At 63.7% G+C, this 24,488-nt stretch carries 24 protein-coding genes; 12 read left to right on the top strand and 12 right to left on the bottom strand.

The genetic code is table 11. The features are described 5' to 3' along the window. Positions 1-78: 78 nt before the first annotated feature. From trmB to bfr, 4 genes are read left to right on the top strand one after another with little or no spacing between them, the layout of a single operon-like run. Entirely contained in the window at positions 79-828 is a 750-nt protein-coding gene (trmB, locus tag ABRZ00_RS08120) for a tRNA (guanosine(46)-N7)-methyltransferase TrmB (RefSeq protein WP_368644203.1), read from the top strand. Beyond that, the gene (gene pip, locus ABRZ00_RS08115; protein WP_343836918.1) at positions 825-1,766 is read left to right on the top strand and encodes a prolyl aminopeptidase; all 942 of its coding nucleotides are present in this window, start codon (positions 825-827) and stop codon (positions 1,764-1,766) included. Before trmB ends, pip begins: the two co-directional genes overlap by 4 nt. 19 nt (positions 1,767-1,785) lie before the next feature. Further along, positions 1,786-1,986: a sulfur carrier protein ThiS gene (gene thiS, locus ABRZ00_RS08110; RefSeq protein WP_343836920.1), complete on the top strand. Its 201-nt coding sequence runs from the start codon at positions 1,786-1,788 to the stop codon at positions 1,984-1,986. Between the two features lie 45 nt (positions 1,987-2,031). Then, positions 2,032-2,496, top strand: coding sequence for a bacterioferritin (gene bfr / locus ABRZ00_RS08105; protein WP_368644201.1), 465 nt, complete (start codon positions 2,032-2,034; stop codon positions 2,494-2,496). Between the two features lie 74 nt (positions 2,497-2,570). On the opposite strand, the gene ffh is transcribed toward bfr, so the two are convergent. Beyond that, on the bottom strand, positions 2,571-3,986 hold the full coding sequence (gene ffh / locus ABRZ00_RS08100; RefSeq protein ID WP_368644200.1) for a signal recognition particle protein: 1,416 nt from the start codon (positions 3,984-3,986) through the stop codon (positions 2,571-2,573). Positions 3,987-4,080: 94 nt separating this feature from the next. On the opposite strand from ffh, the gene ABRZ00_RS08095 reads away from it, so the two are divergent. From ABRZ00_RS08095 to ABRZ00_RS08080, 4 genes are read left to right on the top strand one after another with little or no spacing between them, the layout of a single operon-like run. Continuing rightward, positions 4,081-4,932 carry an inner membrane protein YpjD gene (locus tag ABRZ00_RS08095; RefSeq protein WP_368644199.1) on the top strand — a complete coding sequence of 284 codons (852 nt, stop codon included), beginning with the start codon at positions 4,081-4,083 and terminating at the stop codon, positions 4,930-4,932. Continuing rightward, on the top strand, positions 4,925-5,173 hold the full coding sequence (locus ABRZ00_RS08090) for a PP0621 family protein (protein WP_368644198.1): 249 nt from the start codon (positions 4,925-4,927) through the stop codon (positions 5,171-5,173). The genes ABRZ00_RS08095 and ABRZ00_RS08090 overlap by 8 nt, the downstream gene beginning before the upstream one ends. Continuing rightward, positions 5,174-5,794 carry a 1,6-anhydro-N-acetylmuramyl-L-alanine amidase AmpD gene (ampD, locus tag ABRZ00_RS08085; RefSeq protein ID WP_368644197.1) on the top strand — a complete coding sequence of 207 codons (621 nt, stop codon included), beginning with the start codon at positions 5,174-5,176 and terminating at the stop codon, positions 5,792-5,794. Next, positions 5,754-6,176 carry a VOC family protein gene (locus ABRZ00_RS08080; RefSeq protein ID WP_368644196.1) on the top strand — a complete coding sequence of 141 codons (423 nt, stop codon included), beginning with the start codon at positions 5,754-5,756 and terminating at the stop codon, positions 6,174-6,176. Before ampD ends, ABRZ00_RS08080 begins: the two co-directional genes overlap by 41 nt. Before the next feature lie 78 nt (positions 6,177-6,254). Here the strand turns inward: ABRZ00_RS08080 and ABRZ00_RS08075 are convergent. From ABRZ00_RS08075 to ABRZ00_RS08065, 3 genes are all read right to left on the bottom strand, one after another. Then, a protein-coding gene (locus tag ABRZ00_RS08075) for an IS3 family transposase (protein ID WP_368644652.1) occupies positions 6,255-7,402 on the bottom strand; the annotation gives its coding sequence in 2 pieces (ribosomal slippage) (positions 6,255-7,153 and positions 7,153-7,402; 1,149 coding nt in all). 188 nt (positions 7,403-7,590) lie between these two features. Next, a complete protein-coding gene (locus tag ABRZ00_RS08070) occupies positions 7,591-9,288 on the bottom strand; it encodes an AIPR family protein (protein ID WP_368644195.1) in 1,698 nt (565 codons plus the stop codon). 403 nt (positions 9,289-9,691) lie between these two features. Then, positions 9,692-11,188: a P-loop ATPase, Sll1717 family gene (locus ABRZ00_RS08065; protein WP_368644194.1), complete on the bottom strand. Its 1,497-nt coding sequence runs from the start codon at positions 11,186-11,188 to the stop codon at positions 9,692-9,694. A gap of 231 nt (positions 11,189-11,419) precedes the next feature. Here ABRZ00_RS08065 and ABRZ00_RS08060 point away from each other — a divergent pair, with 231 nt between their 5' ends. Together ABRZ00_RS08060 and ABRZ00_RS08055 are read left to right on the top strand one after the other, a co-directional pair. Beyond that, the gene (locus ABRZ00_RS08060) at positions 11,420-12,244 is read left to right on the top strand and encodes an oxaloacetate decarboxylase (protein WP_368644193.1); all 825 of its coding nucleotides are present in this window, start codon (positions 11,420-11,422) and stop codon (positions 12,242-12,244) included. Between the two features lie 106 nt (positions 12,245-12,350). Continuing rightward, on the top strand, positions 12,351-12,524 hold the full coding sequence (locus ABRZ00_RS08055; protein ID WP_343836692.1) for a hypothetical protein: 174 nt from the start codon (positions 12,351-12,353) through the stop codon (positions 12,522-12,524). On the opposite strand, the gene ABRZ00_RS08050 is transcribed toward ABRZ00_RS08055, so the two are convergent. The 4 genes from ABRZ00_RS08050 to htpG all read right to left on the bottom strand — a co-directional run bounded on the left by ABRZ00_RS08050 (position 12,493) and on the right by htpG (position 17,092). Then, positions 12,493-13,119, bottom strand: coding sequence for a Fic/DOC family protein (locus tag ABRZ00_RS08050; protein ID WP_368644192.1), 627 nt, complete (start codon positions 13,117-13,119; stop codon positions 12,493-12,495). The genes ABRZ00_RS08055 and ABRZ00_RS08050 overlap by 32 nt on opposite strands. Positions 13,120-13,159: 40 nt before the next feature. After that, positions 13,160-13,999 carry an S-formylglutathione hydrolase gene (gene fghA, locus ABRZ00_RS08045; RefSeq protein ID WP_368644191.1) on the bottom strand — a complete coding sequence of 280 codons (840 nt, stop codon included), beginning with the start codon at positions 13,997-13,999 and terminating at the stop codon, positions 13,160-13,162. Beyond that, complete coding sequence (locus ABRZ00_RS08040; RefSeq protein ID WP_343836696.1) at positions 13,986-15,104, bottom strand: S-(hydroxymethyl)glutathione dehydrogenase/class III alcohol dehydrogenase; 1,119 nt, start codon at positions 15,102-15,104, stop codon at positions 13,986-13,988. The genes fghA and ABRZ00_RS08040 overlap by 14 nt, the downstream gene beginning before the upstream one ends. Positions 15,105-15,187: 83 nt before the next feature. After that, positions 15,188-17,092 carry a molecular chaperone HtpG gene (gene htpG, locus ABRZ00_RS08035; protein WP_368642391.1) on the bottom strand — a complete coding sequence of 635 codons (1,905 nt, stop codon included), beginning with the start codon at positions 17,090-17,092 and terminating at the stop codon, positions 15,188-15,190. Positions 17,093-17,378: 286 nt separating this feature from the next. Here htpG and ABRZ00_RS08030 point away from each other — a divergent pair, with 286 nt between their 5' ends. Next, entirely contained in the window at positions 17,379-19,397 is a 2,019-nt protein-coding gene (locus tag ABRZ00_RS08030; RefSeq protein WP_368644190.1) for a methyl-accepting chemotaxis protein, read from the top strand. A gap of 37 nt (positions 19,398-19,434) precedes the next feature. Here ABRZ00_RS08030 and ABRZ00_RS08025 read toward each other — a convergent pair whose 3' ends face one another. Further along, positions 19,435-20,064 (bottom strand): LysE family transporter, encoded by a 630-nt coding sequence (locus tag ABRZ00_RS08025; RefSeq protein ID WP_343836702.1) that lies wholly within the window; start codon positions 20,062-20,064, stop codon positions 19,435-19,437. A gap of 171 nt (positions 20,065-20,235) precedes the next feature. On the opposite strand from ABRZ00_RS08025, the gene ABRZ00_RS08020 reads away from it, so the two are divergent. After that, entirely contained in the window at positions 20,236-21,219 is a 984-nt protein-coding gene (locus ABRZ00_RS08020; RefSeq protein ID WP_368639595.1) for a LysR family transcriptional regulator ArgP, read from the top strand. On the opposite strand, the gene ABRZ00_RS08015 is transcribed toward ABRZ00_RS08020, so the two are convergent. The 3 genes from ABRZ00_RS08015 to ABRZ00_RS08005 form a co-directional block, all read right to left on the bottom strand. Next, positions 21,176-22,822 carry a thiamine pyrophosphate-binding protein gene (locus tag ABRZ00_RS08015; RefSeq protein ID WP_343836921.1) on the bottom strand — a complete coding sequence of 549 codons (1,647 nt, stop codon included), beginning with the start codon at positions 22,820-22,822 and terminating at the stop codon, positions 21,176-21,178. The two genes, ABRZ00_RS08020 and ABRZ00_RS08015, sit on opposite strands and share 44 nt — an antisense overlap. Before the next feature lie 95 nt (positions 22,823-22,917). Continuing rightward, positions 22,918-23,835 (bottom strand): delta(1)-pyrroline-2-carboxylate reductase family protein, encoded by a 918-nt coding sequence (locus tag ABRZ00_RS08010; RefSeq protein WP_368642393.1) that lies wholly within the window; start codon positions 23,833-23,835, stop codon positions 22,918-22,920. A 24-nt stretch (positions 23,836-23,859) separates the two neighbouring features. Then, the gene (locus ABRZ00_RS08005) at positions 23,860-24,471 is read right to left on the bottom strand and encodes a helix-turn-helix domain-containing protein (protein WP_368642394.1); all 612 of its coding nucleotides are present in this window, start codon (positions 24,469-24,471) and stop codon (positions 23,860-23,862) included. Positions 24,472-24,488: the final 17 nt, after the last annotated feature.

The raw sequence follows: 24,488 nt of genomic DNA, 5'->3' as shown, positions 1-24,488 counted from the left end.
AGGCTCGATGACAGCAAGGATTCATGGGTAAAATCGGGGTTTACCGAGTTCCTTGCAGCCCGAGATTTTAACAGCATTTTGAACCTGTCCAAATCCCCCCCTCCCGTCGTCACGGCCCAGACACCGTCAGGCAGCACGCACATCCGCAGCTTCGTCCACCGCCGCGCCCACATCACGCCCAGTCAGGAACAGGCAATCGCCGAGTGGCTGCCGCGCTGGTCGATCCGCTACCAGGACACGCCCATCGATTTGGCGGCCGCCTTTGGCCGGTCTGCGCCGGTGATCCTGGAAATCGGCTTCGGCATGGGCGAAACCACGCAAAAGATCGCCCAGGCCCGGCCCGGCGACAACTTCCTGAGCGTCGAGGTCTTCAACGCCGGAGTGGGCGCGCTGCTCAAGCGCATCCATGAAAACGCGCTGGACAACATCCGCATCATCCAGCACGACGCGGTCGAGGTGCTGCGCGACATGATCGCGCCCGGATCGCTCGCGGGCGTGCATATCTACTTCCCCGACCCCTGGCCGAAAAAACGCCACCACAAACGCCGCCTCATCCAGCCCGCGTTCATCGAGCTGCTGGCCAGCCGCATGGCGCCAGACGCGTACCTGCACTGCGCCACGGATTGGGAGCACTACGCCCAGCAGATGCTGGAAGTCCTGTCGGCGGCGCCCTTGCTGCGCAACACCTGCGCAGACTACGCGCCGCGCCCCGACTACCGCCCGCTGACCAAATTCGAGAACCGCGGCCTGCGCCTGGGCCACGGGGTCTGGGATCTGATTTTCACGCGGCGCGCGGCGCAAGCCGCGCCCGCACCGGAGACCGCCTGATGTATCCCGAAATCGAGCCCTACGCACAAGGCTTCATGGACGCCGGCCACGGCCACCGCGTCTACTGGGAATTGTGCGGCAATCCCCAGGGGCAGCCGGCCGTGTTCCTGCACGGCGGGCCGGGCGCGGGCTGCTCGCCCGCCCACCGCCGCCTGTTCGATCCCGAGCGCTACAACATCCTGCTGTTCGACCAACGCGGCTGCGGGCGTTCCACGCCGTCGGCCAATATCGAGCACAACACGACCTGGGACCTGGTGGCCGACATCGAGCGGCTGCGCACGGAAGTCCTGCACGCGGACAAGATGGTCGTGTTCGGCGGCTCCTGGGGCTCGACCCTGGCCCTGGCCTACGCCGAGACCCACCCCGAACGCGTGCGGGCCCTGATCGTGCGCGGCATCTTCCTGCTGCGCCAGGCGGAACTGCGCTGGTTCTATCAGGAAGGCGCGTCCTGGCTGTTTCCCGATCTGTGGGAAGACTACCTCGCCCCGATCCCCGAGGACGAGCGCGACGACCTGATGGCCGCCTACCGCCGCCGGCTGACCAGCGACGATCCGCAGGCGCAACTGCGGGCCGCCCACGCCTGGACCCAGTGGGAAAGCCACACCATCAGCCTGCTGCCCAACCCGGCGCATCACCGCGCGCACGCGGCCGACCAGGCGGCGCTGGCCTTCGCCCGCATCGAGAACCACTACTTCGTGAACCGGGGCTTCATGGAAGAAGGCCAGTTGCTGCGCGATGCGCACAAGCTGGCCCCCATCCCCGGCGTGATCATCCAGGGCCGCTACGACGCCTGCACCCCGGCCAAGTCGGCCTGGGATCTGCATCGCGCCTGGCCGCAAGCGGAATTCCACATGATCCCGGACGCCGGCCACGCCTTCGACGAGCCCGGCATCCTGAGGCAGTTGCTGGCCGCCACCGACCGCTACGCCAGCGATTGAGGAGACCGACGCCATGAGCCTGAACATTCAGTTGAACGGCACCGCCACCACACTGGAAAACGTGCGCACCGTCCATGACCTGGTGATCCACCTGGGCTACGAGGGCAAGCGCATCGCGGTGGAGCGCAACGGCGACATCGTCCCCCGCAGCCAGCACGCCCAGGCGCCGCTGGCCGAAGGCGACCGCATCGAAATCGTGGTGGCGGTGGGCGGGGGGTGAGGCCGTGGCATACTGGCACCCATCATCAATCCTCCGAGGCGCACCATGCAAGGCCACCCCGAAGTCATTGCCTATCTCACGAAACAATTGAGCGGCGAACTCGCCGCGCGCGACCAGTATTTCCTTCATTCGCGCCGCTACCAGGACATGGGGTTGACCCGGCTCTACACTCGCAGCGACCACGAAATGCAGGAAGAAACCCAGCACGCCGACAGCCTGCTGCAGCGCCTGCTGATGCTCGAAGGCACGCCCGACATGCGCCCCGACGCCTTCACTCCGGGCACCGACGTGCCGGGCATGCTGCGCGCCGACCTTGAACTGGAATACGAAGTGCGCGCATCTCTGCGCGAAGGAATCGCTCTCTGCGAAACCCACGGGGATTACGTCACCCGCGATCTGCTCTTGCAGCAGTTGCACGACACCGAGTCCGACCACGCCTACTGGTTGGAAAAGCAGCTCGGCCTGATCGAAAAGATCGGCCTGCAGAACTACCTGCAGTCGCAGACCTGACCCTGCCGCGCTGAATGCACGCGGGCCTGATTCCTCAGGCCCGCTTCAGCGGGTTTTCCGGCCGCAGGCGCGACTCAGCGGAAACCACCCCGGCCGAATCCGCCCAAACCCTTCATCCCGCCCATGGCGCGCATCATCTTCGCCATGCCGCCTTTTTTCATCTGCTTCATCATGCCCTGCATCTGCTCGAACTGCTTGAGCAGGCGGTTGACCTCTTGCACCGGAACGCCCGACCCCGTGGCGATGCGGCGCTTGCGCGAAGCCTTGATGAGCTCGGGCTTGGCGCGTTCCAGCGGCGTCATGGAATTCAGGATGCCTTCCGTGCGGGCCAATTGCTTTTCCGCCTGACCGCCCTGCACCTGCGAGGCCGCCTGGGCGAACTGGGCCGGCAGCTTTTCCAGCAGCGAGCCCATGTCGCCCAGCTTCTTCACTTGCTGCAGTTGGTCGCGGAAATCGTTGAGATCAAAGCGTTCGCCGGACTTCATGCGCGCCGCAAGTTTTTGCGCCTCGGCGACGTCGATGTTCTTCTGCGCCTGCTCGACGAGCGACACGATGTCGCCCATGCCCAGGATGCGCTGGGCCATGCGTTCGGGGTGGAAGGGCTCCAGGCCGTCGAGCTTTTCGGACACGCCGACGAACTTCAGCGGCTTGCCGGTGATCTGGCGCACCGACAGCGCCGCGCCGCCGCGCGCATCGCCGTCCAGCTTGGTCATCACCACGCCGGTAAGCGGCAATGCCTCGGAAAACGCGCGCGCCACATTGACCGCGTCCTGGCCCTGCATGGCGTCCACCACGAACAGCGTCTCGATGGGCGAGAGCAGTTCGTGCAGGGCGCGGATCTCGTCCATCATGGCCTGGTCGATGCCCAGGCGGCCGGCCGTATCGACGATCAGCACGTCGTAGTGATGGCGCTTGGCGTGGTCCAGCGCATGGCGGGCGATATCCTGCGGCTTTTGCGTGGGTTCGGTCGGCAGGAAATCCACCTCCACCTGCGCAGCCACGGTCTTCAACTGATCGATGGCCGCCGGGCGGTAGACGTCGGCGCTGACCACCAGCACCTTTTTACGGCCGGTCTTGCGGCCATGCTGGACGTGGCTGCCCTCGGACAGCCATTTGGCCAACTTGCCGGTGGTGGTGGTCTTGCCCGCGCCCTGCAGGCCGGCCATCAGGATCACCGCCGGGGGCTGCGCCGCCAGGGACAGCTCACCCGCCTCGGCGCCCAGGTCGCCGCCCATCAAGGCGGTCAGCTCTTTGTGCACCACCCCGACCAGCGCCTGGCCAGGGTTCAGGCTGCCGGCGACCTCTTGCCCCAAGGCGGATTCCTTGACCCGCGCCACGAAATCGCGCACCACCGGCAGCGCCACATCGGCCTCCAGCAGCGCCAAACGCACCTCGCGCAGCATCTCCTGGGTGTTGGCCTCGGTCAGGCGGGCCTCGCCGCGCATGGTCTTGACGATGCGCGACAGGCGGGAAGTCAGGTTATCGAGCATGATGCCGTATCCGTAAAACTGGTTGATCCGTCGGCCTGCGCATAAAATGGATGCTTTTGAGGCGCGGCCTTGCGCGCCGGACACCGATAGGACTATGTCAGTCAGCATTGTATTTCACTTGCTCGCCGCGCTGGCCTACGCCGTACTGGGCATCGCCCTGTGGCGCCCCATCGCCCGGGCGAGCGACGTGCGCCCCACCGGCACCCTCGGCCGCAGTTGCCTGCTGGGGGCCATCGCCCTGCACGGCATCGGCCTGGCCGCCGCCATCATCGTACCCGCGGGCCTGCACCTGGGCTGGGCGCTGGCCCTGTCCACCGCCCTCTGGCTGGGCATGATCGTGTTCTGGGTCGAGAACTTCCTGCTGCGCCTGGACAACGTCCTGCTCCTGCTGCTGCCCGCCGCCGCCATCGTCAGCCTGCTGGCCGCCCTGTTCCCCCACGGCCACCTGGTGCCCCACGCCAGCAACGACTGGCTGCGCATCCACCTGCTGATCGCCATGACGGCCTATGGCCTGATCACCGTCGCCGCGCTGCACGCCATGCTGATGACCGTGCTGGACCGCCACCTGCACCGCCCCATCGAATCCGCCGGCCAGCAAGGCGCGATCGGCCGCGCCATGGGCGCCATGCCGCCGCTGCTCACGCTCGAACAACTGCTGTTCCGCCTGATCTGGATCGGCTTCGGCGTGCTGACGCTGACCGTCCTGACCGGCATCGCCGTGTCCCTGCGCCTGGGCGGCCACGCCCTGCCCATGGATCACAAGACCGTTTTCACTCTGCTGTCCTGGGCCACCTTCGGCGTGCTGCTGGCGGGGCGCCACATCCAGGGCTGGCGCGGCCGCGTCGCCCTGCGCTGGACGCTGGCCGGCTTCGCCTTCCTGCTGCTGTCCTACACGGGCAGCCGGTTCGTCCTGGAAGTCATCCTGCAACGAGGCACTCTTGGGTAAATTCCTGCTTTGGGCGGTCATCATCCTGGCCGTCCTGTTCGTCTCCCGCGTCCTGAGCCACCAGAAGGCCCACGCCCGCCAAGCCGCCGCCCGACGCCAGGCCGCCGACGCCAAGGCCGCCTCCGAAGCCATGGTGCGCTGCGCCCACTGCCGCATCTACCTGCCCCGATCCGAGGCCTACCAGAGCCAAGGCAAGACCTGGTGCAGCGCGGAACACGCCCGGCTGGGCCTGGGTCAATAAATGCCCGCGCGCGCGCCCCGGCCCGGACTGCCCCTGCGCATCGGGCCGGACGGCTGGCTGGCCGACGCCCCGGGCCTCCTGCGCCGCCCTTCTCCCAACCACGACGCGCGGCCCGGCGACGAAGCCCCCTACCTGCTGGTGATCCACAACATCAGCCTGCCGCCCGGCATCTTCACAGGCGACGCCATCATCGATTTCTTCCAGAACCGCCTGGACTTCGCATCCCACCCCTGGTTCGAGAACATCCGCGACCTGCGGGTCTCTGCCCATTTCCTGATCCGCCGCGACGGGGCGATCGTGCAATTCGTGCCCACGGTGCTGCGCGCCTGGCATGCCGGCGCCTCGTCCTTCGAAGGCCGCGAGCGCTGCAACGATTTTTCCATCGGCATCGAACTGGAAGGCACGGACACGCTGGCCTATACGGATGCGCAGTATGAGCGGCTGGATGCGCTGGCAGCGGCAATCCGCGCCCGGCATCCGATCCGGGCCGTGCGGGGGCACGAGCATATCGCGCCCGGCCGCAAGACGGATCCCGGCGCGTCGTTCGATTGGAAACGGTTCGAACAAGGAGCAGACGGCCATGAAACCACGCATCACCGTCATCACCCTGGGGGTCGATGACCTGGAGCGGTCCCTGCGGTTCTACCGCGACGGCCTGGGGCTGGCGACCGAAGGGATCATCGGCAAAGAATTCGAAAACGGCGCGGTTGCGTTTTTTGATCTACAGCCGGGCTTGAAGCTGGCCGTGTGGCCGCGTGTGAGCCTGGCCAAGGATTCGGGGCTGGCGCTGAGTTCGGCCAGTGCCACGGAATTCAGCCTGGGCCACAACGTGTCGTCCATCCTCGAAGTGGATGAGGTCATGGCGCAAGCCGCTGCGGCGGGGGCCAAGATCGTGAAAGCGGCGCAAGAGACGTTCTGGGGCGGGTACGCGGGATATTTCCAGGATCCGGACGGGCATCTGTGGGAGGTGGTTTGGAATCCGGGGTTGGCGGTTGAGGAGTGACGAGAAGCGCAATGACTGTGGAGGGTGAGCGGTTGTTCGCTAATGTCTGCTTGCGAGGGGTGAATCGCCCCGGATTTACTAGACGGTCCCGGTTTTCAAAAAATGCTGATTCTGGAATTCTACCGGTGAACGATCACCGGCATGGCTGTGACGCCGCTTCGGGTTGTAGAACATCTCGATGTAATCGAAGATATCAGCCCGGGCCTGCTCCCGGGTGGCGTAGACGCGACGGCGGATCCGTTCGCGCTTGAGCAACTGGAAGAAGCTCTCAGCCACGGCGTTGTCATGGCAATTGCCCCGCCGGCTCATACTGGGTGTGAGTCGATGGGTCTTCAGGAAGTCGCGCCAGTCGTGGCTACCGAACTGGCTGCCCTGATCGCTGTGGATGATGACCTCGGCCTTTGGGCGACGGCGCCAGACGGCCGCCAGTAAGGCGTTGAGCACCAGCTCGCCATCGATACGACTACTCATCGACCAGCCCACCACGGTGCGAGCAAAGAGGTCGAGCACCACTGCCAGATACAGCCATCCCTCATGGGTGCGGATGTAGGTGATGTCAGTCACCCACGCCTGATCGGGCGCGCCTACGTCGAACTGTTGCTGCAAGAGGTTCTCGGCCACCAAGCTGGGGCGCCCGCCTCGATTGCCTGGCCGGCGCTTGTAACCCGTTTGGGAGCGCAGTTGATTCTCACGCATCAGTCGCGCCACCCGGTGTTTACCGCAGCGCTCACCCAGGTCGCGCAGATCATGGGTCACCTTGCGGTATCCATAGACATGCCCGCTGTCCTGCCAACTATGGCGAATCAGGGCGACTAGCCGCCGATCCTCAAGCGCACGGGCGCTATCTGGGCAACGACGCCATGCGTAATAACCGCTGGGATGGATACCCAGCACTGAGCACATGCGTCGCACAGGAAAGACCATCGTGTGGTCGCGAACAAAGGCGTACTTCACTGGGACTGCTTCGCGAAGTACGCCGCCGCTTTTTTTAAGATGTCGCGCTCCTCGGTCACCCGCCGCAACTCAGCCTTCAGACGCCGGTTCTCGGCGGCCTGATCCTGCGTTTCGCGATACTCAGCACGCTGGGCACCGTACTGTTTGCGCCACTGATACAGGCTCCAGGTACTGACTCCCAGGCGGGCCGCAACATCCGCGACTTTGTGGCCGCGTTCTGTCGTCTGGCGCACGGCCTCGACCTTGAATTCCTCGGAAAAGCGTTTTTGCATGGCCTTCGTACTCATGATGATTCCTCAACGCCTCATTATGAGGCATATGGGTATCTAGATTCCGGGGCGATTCACTCCTTGGCGTCATGTTATGCCTCAAACACGAAATTAATGACAGGCCCACGCCAGCCACCATTAATTTGAAAAACCCTGCTGCCGGCAGCATATTCTATTTACATTAATGCGCTTTAAGCTTTGGTAAAGCCTGCTACGGCAGTAGAGAACAGAGCAGCGTCTTTTGCCTTGTCCCGTCCATAATTTCCGTCGAGAACAGAATCGACAACATCGGCAGCCCCACTAAAGGCCTTGGCCGCAGATTTTTCATCCTTAAAAGCAGAAACTACCTTTTCGCAATACTTCTCAAATTTGTTGGAATTCATGCGCTCAGCCGTTTTCCCCGCTGCAACGATCCGAGCAATTGGAAGTAAGTGGTACTTAAAAGGGCGATACTTCGTATCCAGGGCCTTACGACGAAATAGAGACTCAAGCCGATAGAGAGCCAACGCGCTCGCGTAGTAAGCAACTGGAGGGTGATCTGCGACGAAAATTTTCGACTCGATGGAATTCAACAACGACCCATAGTACCGGCTGGCCTGATGAGAAAGCCCCAAAAACATCGAGGCGAATGCACGGATCTGGTTCGGAATTGTAACTATCCGGATTTTCTCGATACCTGTTGTCGCACGGAACTGCTGGGAGCGCCGTTCATAGTAGAGCTTAGAATCCCCTTCGCCAGCCTCATAGTAATCCTCTAGCGATTTCTGGAAGTCGGTCAAAGAGGTAAGTTCCTCTGGCTTGACTGTAGTCTGCCGGTTTGTGGCCTTGATAATTTTGTTTTTAACCGCTCCATCCTGGGAGACGATAAGTTTAAATGGAATTTGTACCTTTTTTAGCTTATCCTGATTGCGGAAAAGCACATTACTTGTTTGACACCCATTAACAACTTGGTAGCCTTCAAGCGTAAATCGATCGCCAGTCTTCTGGATCGAATCTGCAACAACAGTGACGCCGTTGTTCATTAGCACAAAAAGATGCCTTGAATCGTCCTCAAGCGTATTTTGGATCTCCAAATTTACGTCATTATCACCCTGAAAGTCGCGCACGTTGTCGTAAAACAACCCTTTGAGCATATTTCCAGATTCATCTGAGATGAGCTTCATAAACTCTTCAGACGGTAAATAACCAAGGTACGATTCCTGAACCCCGGGCAATTCAGGCAACGTGATTTTACTTGCAAACTCAATAGATTTGGAGAAACGATTCTTAGCGTTCGAGTAAAGACGCTGGAGAGTTTTCGCATCTACAGGGATAAAATCCACAGACTCGAAGATATCGAGATCAATCAAACTATCGCGCTCGACACTCACTCTTTTAACCAACTTGGGATCATCTTGCCACTTGCCAGTAGTAGCATAATATATTTTAACAGTAGGATTGCCGCGCTTGAACCAGGCACTTTGCTCGTATATGAATTTTATCAAGCGCTCCTTCTCCGCGATCCTCGCATTTCGGGGCATCGAGGACTCTGTCGAAAAAAGGTCTTTTAAGCCAAAAAAAGTATTAGAAATTTCGTCACCAGAAAACCCCCCGGATTTCGACTGACAGAAAACCAGTTTAGCTTCGATATATTTGTTTGCTAAAGCAAGATCCTTTACTTCCTGCTCGTCTAGAACCATGGTCCCGTTCACCATGACTGCTATACCATCGATACCTAGGTCATCTGGGCCGCCGGTATGCAAGTCCTCAACATCGAACTCCTCACCGTACTCGTTCGAGATAGCGCAGTAGTTCACGAAATGCTCTAAAACTGTGGCATCGTCCATCTTTACGGGAAGAGATTCCTCAGCCTTGAACGCAGCCACAAGATTTTGAGTAACAAGATCCATGTTGAACGTCCTAAAAGATTGAATTGTGGTGTGATAGAGAGGCCGAAGTCCGTATATTTTACATTGAATCGGCCTGCCCCCCCTAAATACCCACATGCCTCATAATGATTAGTCAAAAAGTCATAATGAGCGAAACGCCCATGCAGAAGCGATTTCCCGAGAAATTTGAGGCCAAGGCCACGCGCCAGACGACTGACAGCGGCCACAAAGTGGCGGATTTTGCGTCCAACTTGGAATTCAGCACTTGGAGCTTATACCGTTTGAGCTTTTGGTTTGCTTGGCATAGAAAATCCTTGGCGTCAATTTATGCCCCAAACACGAAATTGATGACAGGCCCCAATGCGATTGATCGAAGGCGACTCGTCAAATAGCTATTTTCCACTGACCAAAAGTCTCGCACAAATTAATCCTCCGCCTTTCCTTGAACAAGATTCAACGCGCTCCTGTAGATAAATGGCACCCAGAAGGATGGGTCATCTTTGGTACCACGCACCTCAAAAAAACCAATATCAGATAGTCGTTTTGCTATCTGAGATGTCTGCTCATCGTCTGTTTTCCACAAGTGCCCAAGAGTGCCAATCGATTGCTCGGCTTTCTCCCCTGTTAATTTTTGAAGATACTCTCGCACGTCTGGATATTCAGCCAACAACGTCTGTTCGTAACGAACTTTGGATACCGTCGGAAGCGCTTCTTTGAACACAGCTCGATCAAATAACTGAGGTCCCTCTGGATCATTACCGCCGCGCTCCAATTTTGAAATTTGCAGATCCTTCGCCACTTCTAAAAGATGAATCACCTCACGGGGAACACTATTGCCAGATGCATCCGTAGTCCGGGACACAATCCAATTAAAAGTTTGGGGGTTTTTGCCGGTATCAACTTGATCAGGAGCGAGCTGGTAGAACAGGTTTCTTTGTTTCTCGTAATCTGATTTTACTTTCTCAGGATCGATCCCAGTGTATTCAACAAGGACCGGATTATTCAACAGGCGCAATATTACAAGATTCAATAACCCATCTTCTCCCCAAACTATATGCACTGATTTCGTAATATGGCTTGCCTCAGTAAACCCCCCAGCAGATATACGTCGCCATATATCATCCCGCACAAAAATCTTCATGGCAATCACAGGATAAGCTTTGAGGTCGTTATATGCTCTGAATAGTGCTCGTAGAGCATTCCGTTCAAGCTCGGGAGACTCCGCAAAAGCAACATCTAGCCGATCAAATAAAAGCCAGAGTTTTAATCCGACCTTCCTGAGGGCTTTGTTCGCCACCTCAAGCAATTCTTCGACAGGAATATCTTCTAAATTTTGAGTTTCAGAGGCATCGGCGAACTCGGTCTTCCTAGCAACCGTTGGAGCACCCGTTGTAGGATCAATTGTGAGGGCATACTCCACGGCTTTCGTATCTCTGTTCAACCAACCTTTTATATAGGTGGTCACAGCCCGGAATATAACAGAAAGAGAGTCAGTGGCCGGCAACAGGGAAGCTTTTTCTAAGGCGTTGATTAGTGGCCTAGCATCACCGTCAGCAATATCGTATTCCCGCAACGTTCTGGCAGCCAGAATCAAACAATAGATCTTCCAAAGATATATAAAAGATAGCTCTGAAGGTGGGGGATCAGAAACAATGGAGCGAAATACCGTTGCACCGCGCACATTTTCGGCCGGCGCAATCAATATTCCATCATCAAATAGTTCGTTCTCTTTTTTCGAAAGGAGGGTGTATAAGGCGCTTTTCCCGGATCCTTTCGGACCGTACACCACGTCGATTTCCCCAGAGCGCATTTGACGCCATTGCTCCGTCTCAAGAAAATACCGGACTAACTCATCAGCTTCCTCTTCTGCTACTCGCTCACCGATTTTTATACGCTTCAATACCTCCAGCTTGGAAAGCATATTTTTCCTCCTCCACATCTGATCACAGCAATGAGAATTCATTAAAAATCTTTTTAAATCAATCGCTTTCTAAATTCACTTGCATTCTAGTTTACCAAGCTCCATTCGGCGACGAACTTCCTCATTTGATACCTGAGGATCTGACCGAAGATGGCTGATAGCTGCTGACATCCCACTCTCATCAGACAATAATCATAAATCTCCCACAACCCCTATCCGTCAACCGACACCATGCCCACCCAAAAATCAGAAACCTTCCGCGCCCTCCACCACGCCCCCCGCGCCTTCATCATCCCCAACCCCTGGGATATCGGCACGGCGAAACTGCTGGCGGGCATGGGCTTCCAGGCCCTGGCGACCACCAGTGCGGGCTACGCTTACACCCGGGGCCTGTCCGACTACCAGGTCGGCCGGGATCAGATGCTGGCGCACATCAAAGAGCTGGCGGCGGCTACTGACCTGCCCGTCAGCGCGGATATGGAAAGCGGCTATGCCGACACGCTGGACGGCATCGCGGAAACCTACAGGCTGACGGCGCAGGCGGGGGCGGTGGGCGCCTCCATCGAAGACGCCACGGGCCGGGCGGACGATCCGATCTTCGATCCGGCCGAGGCGGTGGACCGCGTGACGGCGGCGGTCGAGGCGGTGCGGGCGCTGCCGGCCCCCTTCACGTTGACGGCGCGCGCGGAAAACCATCTGCATGGGCGGTCCGACTTGAACGACACGATCCGCCGCCTGCAGGCGTATCAAGAGGCGGGGGCCGACGTGCTCTACGCGCCGGGGCTGCGCACGCGGGAAGAAATCCAGGCCGTGGTGAGCTCGGTGGACAGGCCGGTGAACGTGCTGATGGGGGCGCCCGGCCTGCGGCTTTCCGTGGACGAGTTGTCGGAGATGGGCGTCAAGCGCATCAGCGTGGGCAGCGCGCTCAGCCGCGCGGCGTTCGGGGCGTTCCTGCGCGCCGGCCGCGAAATGGCCGAGCGCGGCACGTTCACGTTCGGAGAGGACGCGGTCAGCTACGCGGACATGGCCCGGCTGCTTGGCCCCCGTCCGTCATGACGCGGGCGGCGTGGGATGGGCGCCACAGCAGGATGGCTTCGCCCGGGCCCAGGCGGTAAAATAGAACATTCCTTTTAAATCAGTCATTTTCATGTCCAATCAGCGCATGCATCAACCTCCGAGCCAGGAAGCCATCTTGCGTGCCGTGGCCAGTTCCACGGCCATCGAAACAGGGCAACGCATCGCTGATATCGAAGCCAAGCTACGCAGCGGGGATAGTCATCTTCCCCAGGTTTCCCTGGCGGCGCTCAGCCGCCCCGCCCAGCCAGCGCAACGCTGACCAATGCGCGCATGGGCGCATAGTTCATGCCCACGCCGCACTGGATCGCGGTGAAATACGCGGCTTTGTCCGCATCCCATCGGCTGTAATCCAGCGTGCCATGTCCGGCCTGCACGGCCATGACGTCCGCCAGAAGGCGCGACAGGCGTCCGTTGCCTTCACGAAACGGATGGATCAGGATCAGTTCGACATGGCAGACGGCGATGGCTTCGATCAGGGCGTCTTCATCAATGTCATGGCAAGGGGTATGGCGGTGCAGGTATTGCCGCTCGAACGTCTCCAGCAATCGGGGAATCTGCCTGGCGGCGGCGAAATGAAAACCGTCCTTGCTCATGTTCACTGACCGGGGATGCCCGGCCCAGTCGTACAGATTGCCCAGCCACTGGTGATGCCATCCCATCAGGTCGGCCACGTCCAGCCGCCGATTGGGAAACTGCTCCCGCATCATCCGCTCGTAGAGCAGCAGCAGCAGTCTCGTCTCGAGTTCGTCCATCACCGCCGGATCCGTGATGCCCGGCCGATTCCGCAGCACCAGATCGTTCGATCCGGGCTGGCTTTCAGCCTGCGAGCCGGTGGCTTGATAGCGGTTGGCCATGGCCGTGCCCCACTGATGGAGGGGTTCGGAGGGCCGCCCCCTATCCCCTCAATTCCGCCGCATGGAACGCGATGTGCTCCCCGATGAAGCTGGCGATGAAGTAATAACTGTGATCATACCCGGCGTGCCGGCGCACGGTGGACAGATAGCCCGTCTCCAGGCACGCCGCCTCCAGCAGTTCGGTGCGCAACTGCTCTTCCAGGAATTCATCGGCCAGGCCCTGGTCGACCAGCATGGGCAGGTGGTCCGACGGCGAAGCCGCATGGATCAGCGCCACCGCGTCCCAGTGCGCCCAGGCGCCGCGGTCGTCGCCCAGGTAGGCCGTCAGGGCTTTCCGCCCCCAGGGCACTTGAGACGGCGCGACGATGGGCGAGAACGCGGATACGCTGCGGTAGCGCCCGGGGTTGCGCAGCGCGGTGACCAGCGCGCCGTGCCCGCCCATGGAATGGCCCGCAATGGCGCGTTCGTCCGTGGCGGGGAAATGCGCCTCGATCAAGGCGGGCAGTTCTTCGGCCACGTAATCCTGCATGCGGTAATGGGCCGCCCAGGGCGCCTGGGTGGCGTTCAGGTAGAAGCCCGCGCCCTGCCCCAGGTCGTAGGCGGGATCGTCGGCCACGCCTTCGCCGCGCGGGCTGGTGTCGGGGGCCACCAGGATCAGGCCGTTGCGCTCGGCATAGGCCTGGGCGCCGGCCTTGGTGATGAAGTTCTGCTCGGTGCAGGTCAGGCCGGACAGCCAGTACAAGACCGGGCACGCTTCGCCGCGCAAGGCGGCCGAAGGCAGGAAGACCCCGACGCGCATCTCGCAGCCCAGCGCGGCCGAGGCATGCCGCCAGACTTCCTGGCGGCCGCCGAAGCAGGCATGTTGCTCAAGACGTTCCATAGTGCACCACCGAACGGATGGATTGGCCTTCATGCATGAGGCTGAAGGCGCGGTTGATGTCGTCCAGGCCCATGGTGTGGGTGACGAAGGGCGCCAGGTCGATGTCGCCGCGCATGGCCTCCTGGACCATGCCGGGCAGTTGCGAGCGGCCCTTGACGCCGCCAAAGGCCGTGCCGCGCCAGGACCGGCCCGTGACCAATTGGAATGGCCGGGTGGAGATCTCCTGGCCGGCGCCTGCGACGCCGATGATGATGGACTGGCCCCAGCCCCGGTGGGCGCATTCCAGCGCGGCGCGCATGACGTTGACGTTGCCGATGCACTCGAAGCTGTGGTCCACGCCCCAGCCGGTCATGCCGACGATGACCTGCTGGATGGGCTCAGCGTGGTCCTTGGGGTTGACGCAGTCAGTGGCGCCGAAGACTTTCGCCAGCGCGAATTTGTCGGGGTTGGTGTCCACGGCGATGATGCGCCCCGCGCCCGCCTGGCGCGCGCCCTGGACCACGGCCAGGCCGATGCCGCCCAGGCCGAAGACGGCCACCGTATCGCCGGGCTGGACCTTGGCGGTGTTGCGCACGGCGCCAATGCCGGTGGTCACGCCGCAGCCCAGCAGGCAGACCTGCTCGGGGTTGGCCTGCGGGTCGATCTTCGCCAGCGAGACCTCGGCGACGACGGTGTATTCGCTGAAGGTCGAGCAGCCCATGTAGTGGTAGATGGGCTTGCCCTGGTAGGAAAACCGCGTGGTGCCGTCGGGCATCACGCCTTTGCCCTGGGTGGCGCGCACGGCCACGCACAGGTTGGTCTTGCCCGACGTGCAGAATAGGCATTCGCCGCATTCGGCGGTGTACAGGGGGATGACGTGGTCGCCCGGCGCGACGCTGGTGACGCCCTCGCCGACTTCGACGACGATGCCCGCGCCTTCATGGCCGAGCACCGCCGGGAACACGCCCTCGGGGTCGTCGCCGCTGAGGGTGAAGGCGTCGGTATGGCAGACGCCGGTGTGCGTGATCCGGATCAGGACTTCGCCCTTGCGGGGCGGCTCGACGTCGATCTCGACGATCTGCAGGGGTTGGCCGGCCTCGAAGGCCACGGCAGCGCGGGATTTCATCGGTCAATCTCCAATTCCACCCGCCCGGCGCAGGCGGGGTTCAGGCCGATTATGGCCAGAACCCCGCCGGATGACAAACGCGCTCAGCCGCCCAGCAGCAGCGCGTTCATGCGCTTGACGAAGGCGGCCGGGTCCTTCAGGGACGCGCCCTCGGCCAGCATGGCCTGGTCCAGCAGCAGTTCGGCCCAGTCGCCGAACGACTCGTCGGACTGCGCTTCCAGGCGCTTGACCAGGGCATGCCCCGGGTTCACTTCCAGGATGGGCTTGACCTCGGGCGCTTCCTGGCCGGCGGCCTTGAGCATGCGCAGCAGGTGCGGGCTGAGCTCGTGCTCGTCCACGACCACGCAGGCGGGCGAATCCACCAGGCGGGCGGTGGCGCGGACTTCCTTGACGCGCTCGCCCAGAGCGGTCTTCAGGCGCTCGAGCGTGGGCTTGAAGGCCTCGGCGGCCTCGGCCTGCTGCTTCTTTTCTTCCTCGTCGGCCAGGGCGTCCAGGTCGAGGCCGCCCTTGGCGACCGAAGCAAGCGGCTTGCCCTCGAACTCGCGCAGGTAGGACAGCATCCACTCGTCCACACGGTCGGACAGCAGCAGGACTTCCAGGCCCTTGCGGCGGAAGACTTCCAGGTGGGGGCTGTGCGCGGCGGCGGCGTAGGAATCGGCGCTCAGGTAGTAGATCTTGTCCTGGCCTTCCTTCATGCGGCCGAGGTAGTCGGCCAGGGAGACGGTCTGCGCCGGGCTGTCGGACTGGGTCGAGGCAAAGCGCAGCAGGCCCGCGATGCGATCCTTGTTGGCGGGGTCTTCGCCCACGCCTTCCTTCAGCACCTGGCCGAACTGGGCCCAGAATTCCGCGTAGGCTTCGGGCTTGTCTTTGGCCAGGTCTTCGAGCAGGCCCAGGATGCGCTTGGCCGAGCCGTCGCGGATGGCGCGCACGTCGCGGCTTTCCTGCAGGATCTCGCGCGAGACGTTCAGCGGCAGGTCGGCGGAGTCGACCACGCCGCGCACGAAGCGCAGGTAGGCCGGCAGCAACTGGTCGGCGTCGTCCATGATGAAGACGCGCTTGACGTAGAGCTTGACGCCCCGGCGCGCGTCGCGGTCCCACAGGTCGAAGGGCGCGCGCTTGGGCACGTACAGCAACTGGGTGTATTCGCTGCGGCCCTCGACGCGGTTGTGCGTCCAGGCCAGCGGATCCTCGTAGTCGTGGGCGATGTGCTTGTAGAACTCCTGGTACTGCTCGTCGGTGATGTCGGACTTGGACCGCGTCCACAGGGCGTTGGCCTGGTTGACGGTTTCCCATTCGTCCTTGACGACCTGTTCGGATTTTTCCGCGTCCCACTCTTCCTTCTTCATCTGGATGGGCAGGGAGATATGATCGGAATAGCGGCGCAAGACTTCGCGCAGCTTCCACCCCGACAGGAACTCGTCCTCGTCGGCGCGCAGGGTCAGGGTGACGGAGGTGCCGCGCTCCTCGCGGTCGATCGCGGCCACGGAGAATTCACCCTGGCCGTCGGATTCCCAGAGCACGCCCTCGGTGGCGGGCAGGCCGGCGCGGCGGCTGCGCACGGCGACCTTCTCGGCCACGATGAAGGACGAATAAAAGCCCACGCCGAACTGGCCGATCAGTTGGGCGTCTTTTTGCTTGTCGCCGGTGAGCTGGGAGAAGAACTCGCGCGTGCCGGAACGGGCGATGGTGCCCAGGTTGGCGATGGCCTCGTCGCGCGACAGGCCGATGCCGTTGTCCGTGATGGTGACGGTGCGGGCGTCCTTGTCGAATTCGACGCGGATGCGCAGGTCGGCCTCGCCTTCGAGCAGATCCGGATGGTCGATGGCCTCGAAACGCAGCTTGTCGCAGGCATCGGAGGCGTTGGACACGAGTTCGCGCAGGAAAATTTCCTTGTTGCTGTACAAGGAATGGATCATCAGGTGCAGCAACTGTTTGACTTCGGCCTGGAAGCCCAGGGTTTCAGCCGTCTTGGTGTCGGTTTGGCTCATGATTCGGATGGATGCGAAGGTTCTTGCGGGATTGCGAAACGCCTCGCGCAATGCCGGCGGAGCGGATCGCGGGGCGGATTGCAGGATCAGATGGGGCCGGCCGGCGGGGTTTTCAAGGCCGGCGCCGAAGGATAGGGCAGCCCTGCGCATCGGCCGGCCGGGCAGCGCCGCTCATCATGGCCTCGTACGAATAGCCCTCATTTGTTTCCAGATATCCCGCGATCGAAGGCATTCCGCTAAGGTTATTCTCGATAAGAAGAACACTTCGTTCCGCAGGAGACAAACCATGTCCAAACGACGCACGGGCCCGGGGGCGGGCCGGTTGGCGCGCTTTACGCTCGGCACCCAGTTGTTCATCGCGGCCTCCCTCATCACCATCCTGGTGATGGCGGTCCTGGCCTCCATCATCACCTGGCAGAGCCGCCAGACGGCCATCGAGAACGTCAGCGCGGCCAACCGCGACGGCTTGCGGGGCTACGACCGCACCCTGCAACTGATCTACGATATCGCGGCCAAGCGCAACATCTCCCTGTATCCGGTGCTGATCCGCTACATGAGCGGCGAACCCAAGCCGTCAGGCGTGGTGGAAAACGGCATGCCGGTCTTCAAGTCCTCGGGCATGCCCATCAACGGCGACCAGGAACTGATGCGCAGCGTCACCGGCATGACCGCCGAAATCTACGCCCGCACGGACCAGGGCTGGCAGCGCATCGCCAGCGCCTACCAGGACCGGCCCAGCCATGCCCTGGGCCAGACGCTGGCGGGCGCCGATCCCATCGCCCAGACCCTCGAAACGGGCGAGATCGCGCATTTCCCCGTGCTGGTCGATGAAAAATGGCATCTGGTCACGGTCAATCCGCTCAAGGACGGCGGCAAGACCTACGGCGGCATTGTCGAGTACCTGGACATCAGCGCCCAGATCGAGCCCGTGCTGCAGGACCTGACCGCAACCAAGCTGGCCGACTACGGCCAGTTGTTCGTCCTGCGGCCCACGGCCGACCACCAGGACTGGTACCGCGTGGCGGGCACGTTCGGCAAGCCCGGCGACCTGCTGAGCGCCGGCAATCCGCCGGCCGATTTCGCCCTGATCAACGGCGCGTTCCAGTCCGCTCCGGACGGGGTGACGCGCATCACCATCAAGGGCCAGGAAATCTTCCTCGCCTGGCAGACGATCCCCAATTGGGGCTGGCTGATGTATGGCTTTGGCAGCGTGGACGACTACCTGGCCGAGAGCAATCGCGAAATGTGGATCCAGTTGGGCGTCATGCTGCTGGGCACCCTGCTGATTTCCCTGCTGATCCGCTGGCTGGCGCGCCGCACTCTGGGCCCCGTGCATCACGTGGTGGTGGGCATGCAGCGGCTGGGCAGCGGCGACCTGACCCGCGAGGTGCCGGACAGCCCCGCCGGCAGCCGCAACGAAGTCCATCTGCTGCTGGACAGCCTGCGCAGCACCCAGGAGGCCCTGCGGCACATGATCCGGCAGGTGCGCCACAGCGTGGGGGAAATCCACACCGGGGCGCGCGAAATCGCCGTCGGCAACACCGACCTGTCCAGCCGCACCGAAGAGCAGGCCGCTTCCCTGCAGGAGACGGCCGCCAGCATGGAAGAGCTGGCCTCCACCGTGCGCCAGAACGCCGACAACGCCCGCCAGGCGGATCAACTGGCGGCGGGCGCCTCGCAGACCGCCCACAAGGGCGAGCAGGCCGTCCACGGCATGGTCGACACGATGAAACGCATCTCCGACAGTTCGGCCCGCATCACCGACATCATCGGCGTGATCGACAGCATCGCCTTTCAGACCAACATCCTGGCCCTGAACGCCGCCGTCGAAGCCGCCCGCGCCGGCGAGGAGGGGCGCGGCTTTGCCGTGGTGGCCGGGGAAGTCCGCGCCCTGGCCCAGCGGTCCGCCGACGCCGCGCGCGAAATCAAGGCGCTGATCGAGACCTCGTCCCACGAGGTCGAATCCGGTACCCGCCAGGCGAACGACGCAGGCACGACCATGCAGGAAGTCCTGACGGCGGTCGACCGGGTGACGCACATCATGGGGGAAATCGCTTCGGCCTCCAACGAGCAGGCGACCGGCATCGATCAGGTGAACCTGGCGATCACGCAGATGGACCAGGTGACGCAGCAGAATGCCGCCCTGGTCGAAGAAGCGGCGGCCGCCGCCGATTCGCTGCGCGAGCAGGCGGACCACCTGGCCCACACCGTGGCGATCTTCCACATCGGCGAGGACGAAGCGGACGCGGCGGAATCCCCTGCAACGGCGGCGGTGGCGCGCCTGCCCGCCCCGGGCCGCGCCTGAGCCTCCGGGCCCGCCTCCCGCCGGAGCGCGGGCTCCGTTACGGCAACAGCCGCCAGGCCAGCAAGAACATGACGGCGGCGATGCCGCCGTCCAGCCAGCGCCAGGCCACGGGATTCCGGAACAGGGGCGCGCACAGCCGCGACCCCAGGCCCAGCGCCGCCAGCCACAAGACGCTGGCGGTCAGGGCGCCGGCGGCAAAGCCGAAGCGGTCGTCGGCAAAACCGTGGGCGATCGAGCCCAGCACCATCATGTCCAGCCAGAAATGCGGGTTGAGCAGCGTAAAGCCGGCCGCTCCCAGCAGGGCGGCGCGGCGAGAGGACACGGCCGCCTGATCGGCGCGGGGCCCGGACGCCGGGCGCCAGGCGCGCAGCGCCGACTGCACGCCGTACCACGAGAGGAACACGACCCCGCACCACAGCACGTAATCGGCCAAGCCGGGCAACCGGGCCGTCAGCGCCTGCAACCCCGACACGCTGCCAAAGATGAAGCAGGCATCGATGAGGGCGCAGACCAGCAGGATGATCCCCAGGTGCGCCCGGGCGATGCCCTGGCGCAGAATGAAAGCGCTTTGCGCCCCCACCACGGCGAACATGCCCAGGCCCGTCAGCGTCCCGCTGGTCCAGGCGGACATCAGGGGGGAAACGGAAGGAAGGGTGGCGGCGAACATCGTGAAGCTCCTGCGGCATGAAACGGAAAACGGGGCGGCTGGGCCGGCCCCGCATCGATCTGGCCTTCATTGTGCGCAAGACAAGATATAAAATACAGCTAATTTATTTAAATACGATTTAGATAAACTTAATATACGGATCGCAGCCGGCCGGCTGCGGGAGAACCACGCATGCAACTGGACCACGACAATCTGCGCGCCCTGGCGGCCGTGGTGCGCGAAGGCAGCTTCGAGCGGGCCGCCGCCGCCCTGCACGTCACGCCTTCCGCCGTATCCCAGCGCATCAAGACGCTGGAGTCCCGCATGGGCCGGCTGCTGGTTCTGCGCACCCTTCCGGCGCAGCCGACGGACGACGGCCGCATCCTGGTGCGCCTGGCCGAGCAGGCCGCCCTGCTTGAACAGGAGGCCCTGGATCACCTGGGCATGGGCGAAGACCGCCCCGCGCCCAGCCTGCGCATCGCCGTCAACCACGACAGTCTGGAAACCTGGTTCATCGAGGCGGCCACCCGCTACGCGGAGCAGACCCGCACGACGCTGGACCTGATCTCCGAGGACCAGGACCACACGGCCGCCCTGCTGCGCAACGGCAGCGTGCTGGCGGCCGTCACCACGCTGGGCGATCCGGTGCAGGGTTGCCGGGTGCATGCCCTGGGCCGCATGCGCTACGTGGCCACCTGCGCGCCCGCTTTTCATGCCCGGCATTTCGCCCGGGGCGTGACTCCCGAAGCCCTGGCGAACGCGCCGGTGCTGGTCTTCAACCGCAAGGATGCCCTGCAGGCTCAGTTTGCGCGCCAGGTGATGGGCGATACGCCCTGGCAGCCGCCGACCTGGTGGGTGCCTTCCTCCCATGCTTTCGTCTCGGCCACGCTGGCCGGGCTGGGCTGGACCATGAATCCGCTGCCGATGGTCCGCGAAGCGCTGGATGACGGCCGCCTGGTGCCCTTGCGGGCGCGGGCCTGGCATGACGTGCCGCTGTACTGGCAGCACTGGCGCACCGGATCGCACACCATGGAACGGCTGACCTCGGCCGTTCTGCAGGCGGCCCGCGCCCTGGTGCGCCCGGCCCGCGCGCCGGCGCCGCCCGCCGCAACCGCCGCCGGAGCCGGCGCGCTCAGCCGCCCTGGCGCAGGCGGCTCAGGGTCGTCGCCGGCGTGATGGCCTCGGGGTCCAGCAGGCAGTGCAGGATGGACGGCAGGCCGCTGTCCAGGGCGCGCTGCAGAGCCGGCGCGAACGCCTCGGTCGTTTCCACCCGCTCGCCGTAGCCGCCGAAGGCGCGCGCATAGGCCGCGAAATCGGGGTTGCGCAGCGTCGTCGCCGACACCCTGCCGGGGTAGCGCCGCTCCTGGTGCATGCGGATGGTGCCGAACATGCCATTGTCGATCAGGATCACCAGGATCGGCAGGCCGTATTGCACCGCCGTGGCGAATTCCTGGCCATGCATCATGAAGCAGCCGTCGCCCGCCAGGCACACCACCCGGCGCTCCGGATACAGGCGCTGGGCGGCCACCGCCGCCGGCAGGCCGTAGCCCATCGAGCCGGACGTCGGCGCCAGTTGGGTGCCGTAGGCGCGGAACCGGTAGAAGCGGTGCAGCCAGGTGGCGTAGTTGCCGGCCCCGTTGGTCAGGATGGCGTCTTCGGGCAGCACCTCGTTCAGATGCATCATGACCCGCCCCATCTGCAAGGCGCCGGGGTGTTCGATGCCGGACGGGTCGCTCCAGGCCAGGCGCTGCGCGTGCAACTGCCCGCAGCGCTGGCGGCGCGCCTCGGTCGCCGTGGGCGCCAGGGGCTCGACGGCGCGCACCCAGGTTCCGGGCGCGCAGGCCATGGCGATGTCCGCCTGGTAGACGCGGTTCAGTTCACCGACGTCGGGATGCACGTGGATCAGCGGCTGGGCCGGATTGGGCACGTCGAACAACGTATAGCTCTGGCTGGGGACTTCGGACAGGCGCCCGCCCACGGCCAGGACCAGGTCGGACTCGCGGATCGCGGCCAGCAGCCGGGGATCGGCGCCCAAGCCGAGGTCGCCGATGAAGCAGGGATGATCCACGGGACACAGCATCTGGCGGCGGAACTGCACCGCCACCGGCAGGGCGTGGCGTTCGGCGAAGACGCCGAAGGCCTGCACGGAACGGGCGTCCCAGCGGCTGCCGCCAAGAATCGCCACGGGGCGCTGCGCATCCTCCAGGCGGTCGGCCAGCGCCCGCACTTGCGCCGCCGGCGGCAGGGTTTCAGGCACGTGGCAGGGGCGTGCGTCGGCCACCGTCACGGTCTCGCTCAGCATGTCTTCCGGCAAGGCCAGCACCACGGGGCCCGGCCGTCCCGACAGCGCCGTATGGAAAGCGCGCGACAGGTATTCGGGGATGCGTTCGGCCTGATCGATCTCGGCCGCCCACTTCACCTGCGACCCGAACACGGCGCGGTAGTCCATTTCCTGGAACGCCTCGCGGTCGCGCATGGCGCGGTCGATCTGGCCCACCAGCAGGATGAGAGGCGTCGAATCCTGCGAGGCGACGTGCACCCCCGCAAACGCATTGGCGGCGCCCGGCGCGCGCGTCACCAGGCAGATGCCGGGCCGGCCGGTCAGCTTGCCGTAGGCTTCGGCCATGATTGCGGCGCCGCCTTCCTGGCGGCAGACCGTGACCTGGATATCGGCATCGACCAGCCCGTCGAGCACGGGCAGATAGCTTTCCCCCGGCACGCAGAACACATGGTCGGTGCCGTGCAGGCGCAACTGATCGACCAGCACATGCCCGGCCATGCGGGAAGCAGGACGGGCGGGAATGCCCGGCGCCACGCCGGGCCGGCCGGACCCGTCGCCCTCATGGGGAGCGTGGCCGGGATTGTGAAGCGGATTCATGCGGGATTCCTTTCCGATGCATCATCGGCATGCAAAGCGCAACGGGCGGCGGCCAGATCCCAGGCCGCGCAACCGACGGATTTGAAAACGGCCGGGCCGGCGGGCGGCCCCTCGTCCAGCAGGCTGGACAGGGACCGCACCCGCGACCAATCCACGTCCGCCTGCAGGTAGTCGCCCGCCTCGTGGCGGGCGCCCTCGGGGTCGTCCACGAACAGATGGCTGCCGGCCAGGGTCCGGGCGCCGATTTCGGCCAGATCGTGGCGATAGGCGCCCACGCCGATCACCAGCCGGCCCTCACGCGCGGGCTGCTCATAGACCGGCACGGCGCTGGTCGTCGCGGTGAGGACCAGGTCGGCTGCCGGGTCGACCTGGCCGGCGGGCCGGACGCGGCCGTCGTCGAACGTTTCCGCGAAAGCCTCGGCACGGCCCGGCGCATGGCCGATCACATCCACGCGCACGTCCGGATGAAGGGTCAGCAGCGCCAGGACGTGGCCCGCCGCCTGCGTGCCGGTGCCGAACACGGCGGCATGGCGCGGCCCGCCGGGCAGCAGCCGCTGCACGGCCAGCATGGAGACCGCCGCCGTGCGCCGCGTGGTCACGGTCGGCCCGTCGAGCAACAGGCGCAGCCGGCCCGTGACGCCGTCATACACCGAGACGACCCCGTTGATCGTCGGCAGGCCGAGCGCGCGGTTATCGGGCGCCACATTGACCAGCTTATGGATGCCCACGTCCGCCGCCGTGGCCGGCATGGACAACATGACCGCGCCGCCGGGGAACGGCACGGCCTGCCGCGCCGGCGCGCACAGGCGGCCCGCCGCCAGGTCGCCGGCGGCCCGGGCGATCTCGCGCATCAAGGCGGAAAACGGCAACCGCGCCGCCGTCCCGGCCGCATCGCAGACCGGCGTTTCGTTCATGCTTCCTCCCTTGGCCGATCCCCCTCACTCCCGGGGGCCGGCCGACTCCAGTTCACCCGGCGTGGTGCTCACCCAAAGCACCCGGGCTTCGATCGCACTTTTGTTGACGATCCGATGCCCCATCCGGCTATCGATATAGAAACAATCCCCGGTCTTCAAGACCTCGGGCCGGTAAAACTCGGTGTGCAGTTCGATCTCGCCTTCCAGGACGTAGACAAACTCTTCCCCCTCGTGGCGGCTCCAGCCCTCGTCGGGCGCCAGCGTCCAGGCCTTGATGCGGGAATCGAACGGCATCATGCGCTTGTGCGCCAGTTGGGCGCACAACAGGCGGTGGCGATACAGCGGGGCGTCGTGGACGCTGCCCTGCCCGGCCCGCTCGATGCTGCGCCGCCCCGCGCCCATCTGGGCCTGCGGCGGCGCAAACAGCTCGGCCACATCCACCCCCAGGCCATGCGCCAGGCGCAACAGCACATCGTAGGTGGGCGAAACCAGGCCGTTCTCGATCTTGGACAGCGTAGACGTGGAAATCCCGCTGGCCTTGCCCGCCTGCCCCTGCGTCCAGCCGCGCTCCAGCCGCAGCGCCCTGAGCCGCCCGGCGAGGGCGGATTGCTGTTTCTTGACTGCCGCGACGTTCAATGCGCCATCCTCTCGAT

The sequence above is a fragment of the Castellaniella ginsengisoli genome, from assembly GCF_040955415.1.
Classification (GTDB): domain Bacteria; phylum Pseudomonadota; class Gammaproteobacteria; order Burkholderiales; family Burkholderiaceae_B; genus Castellaniella; species Castellaniella ginsengisoli.
Note: the sequence above shows the minus strand (reverse complement) of the source record. Positions and strands in the feature narration are given on the sequence as shown.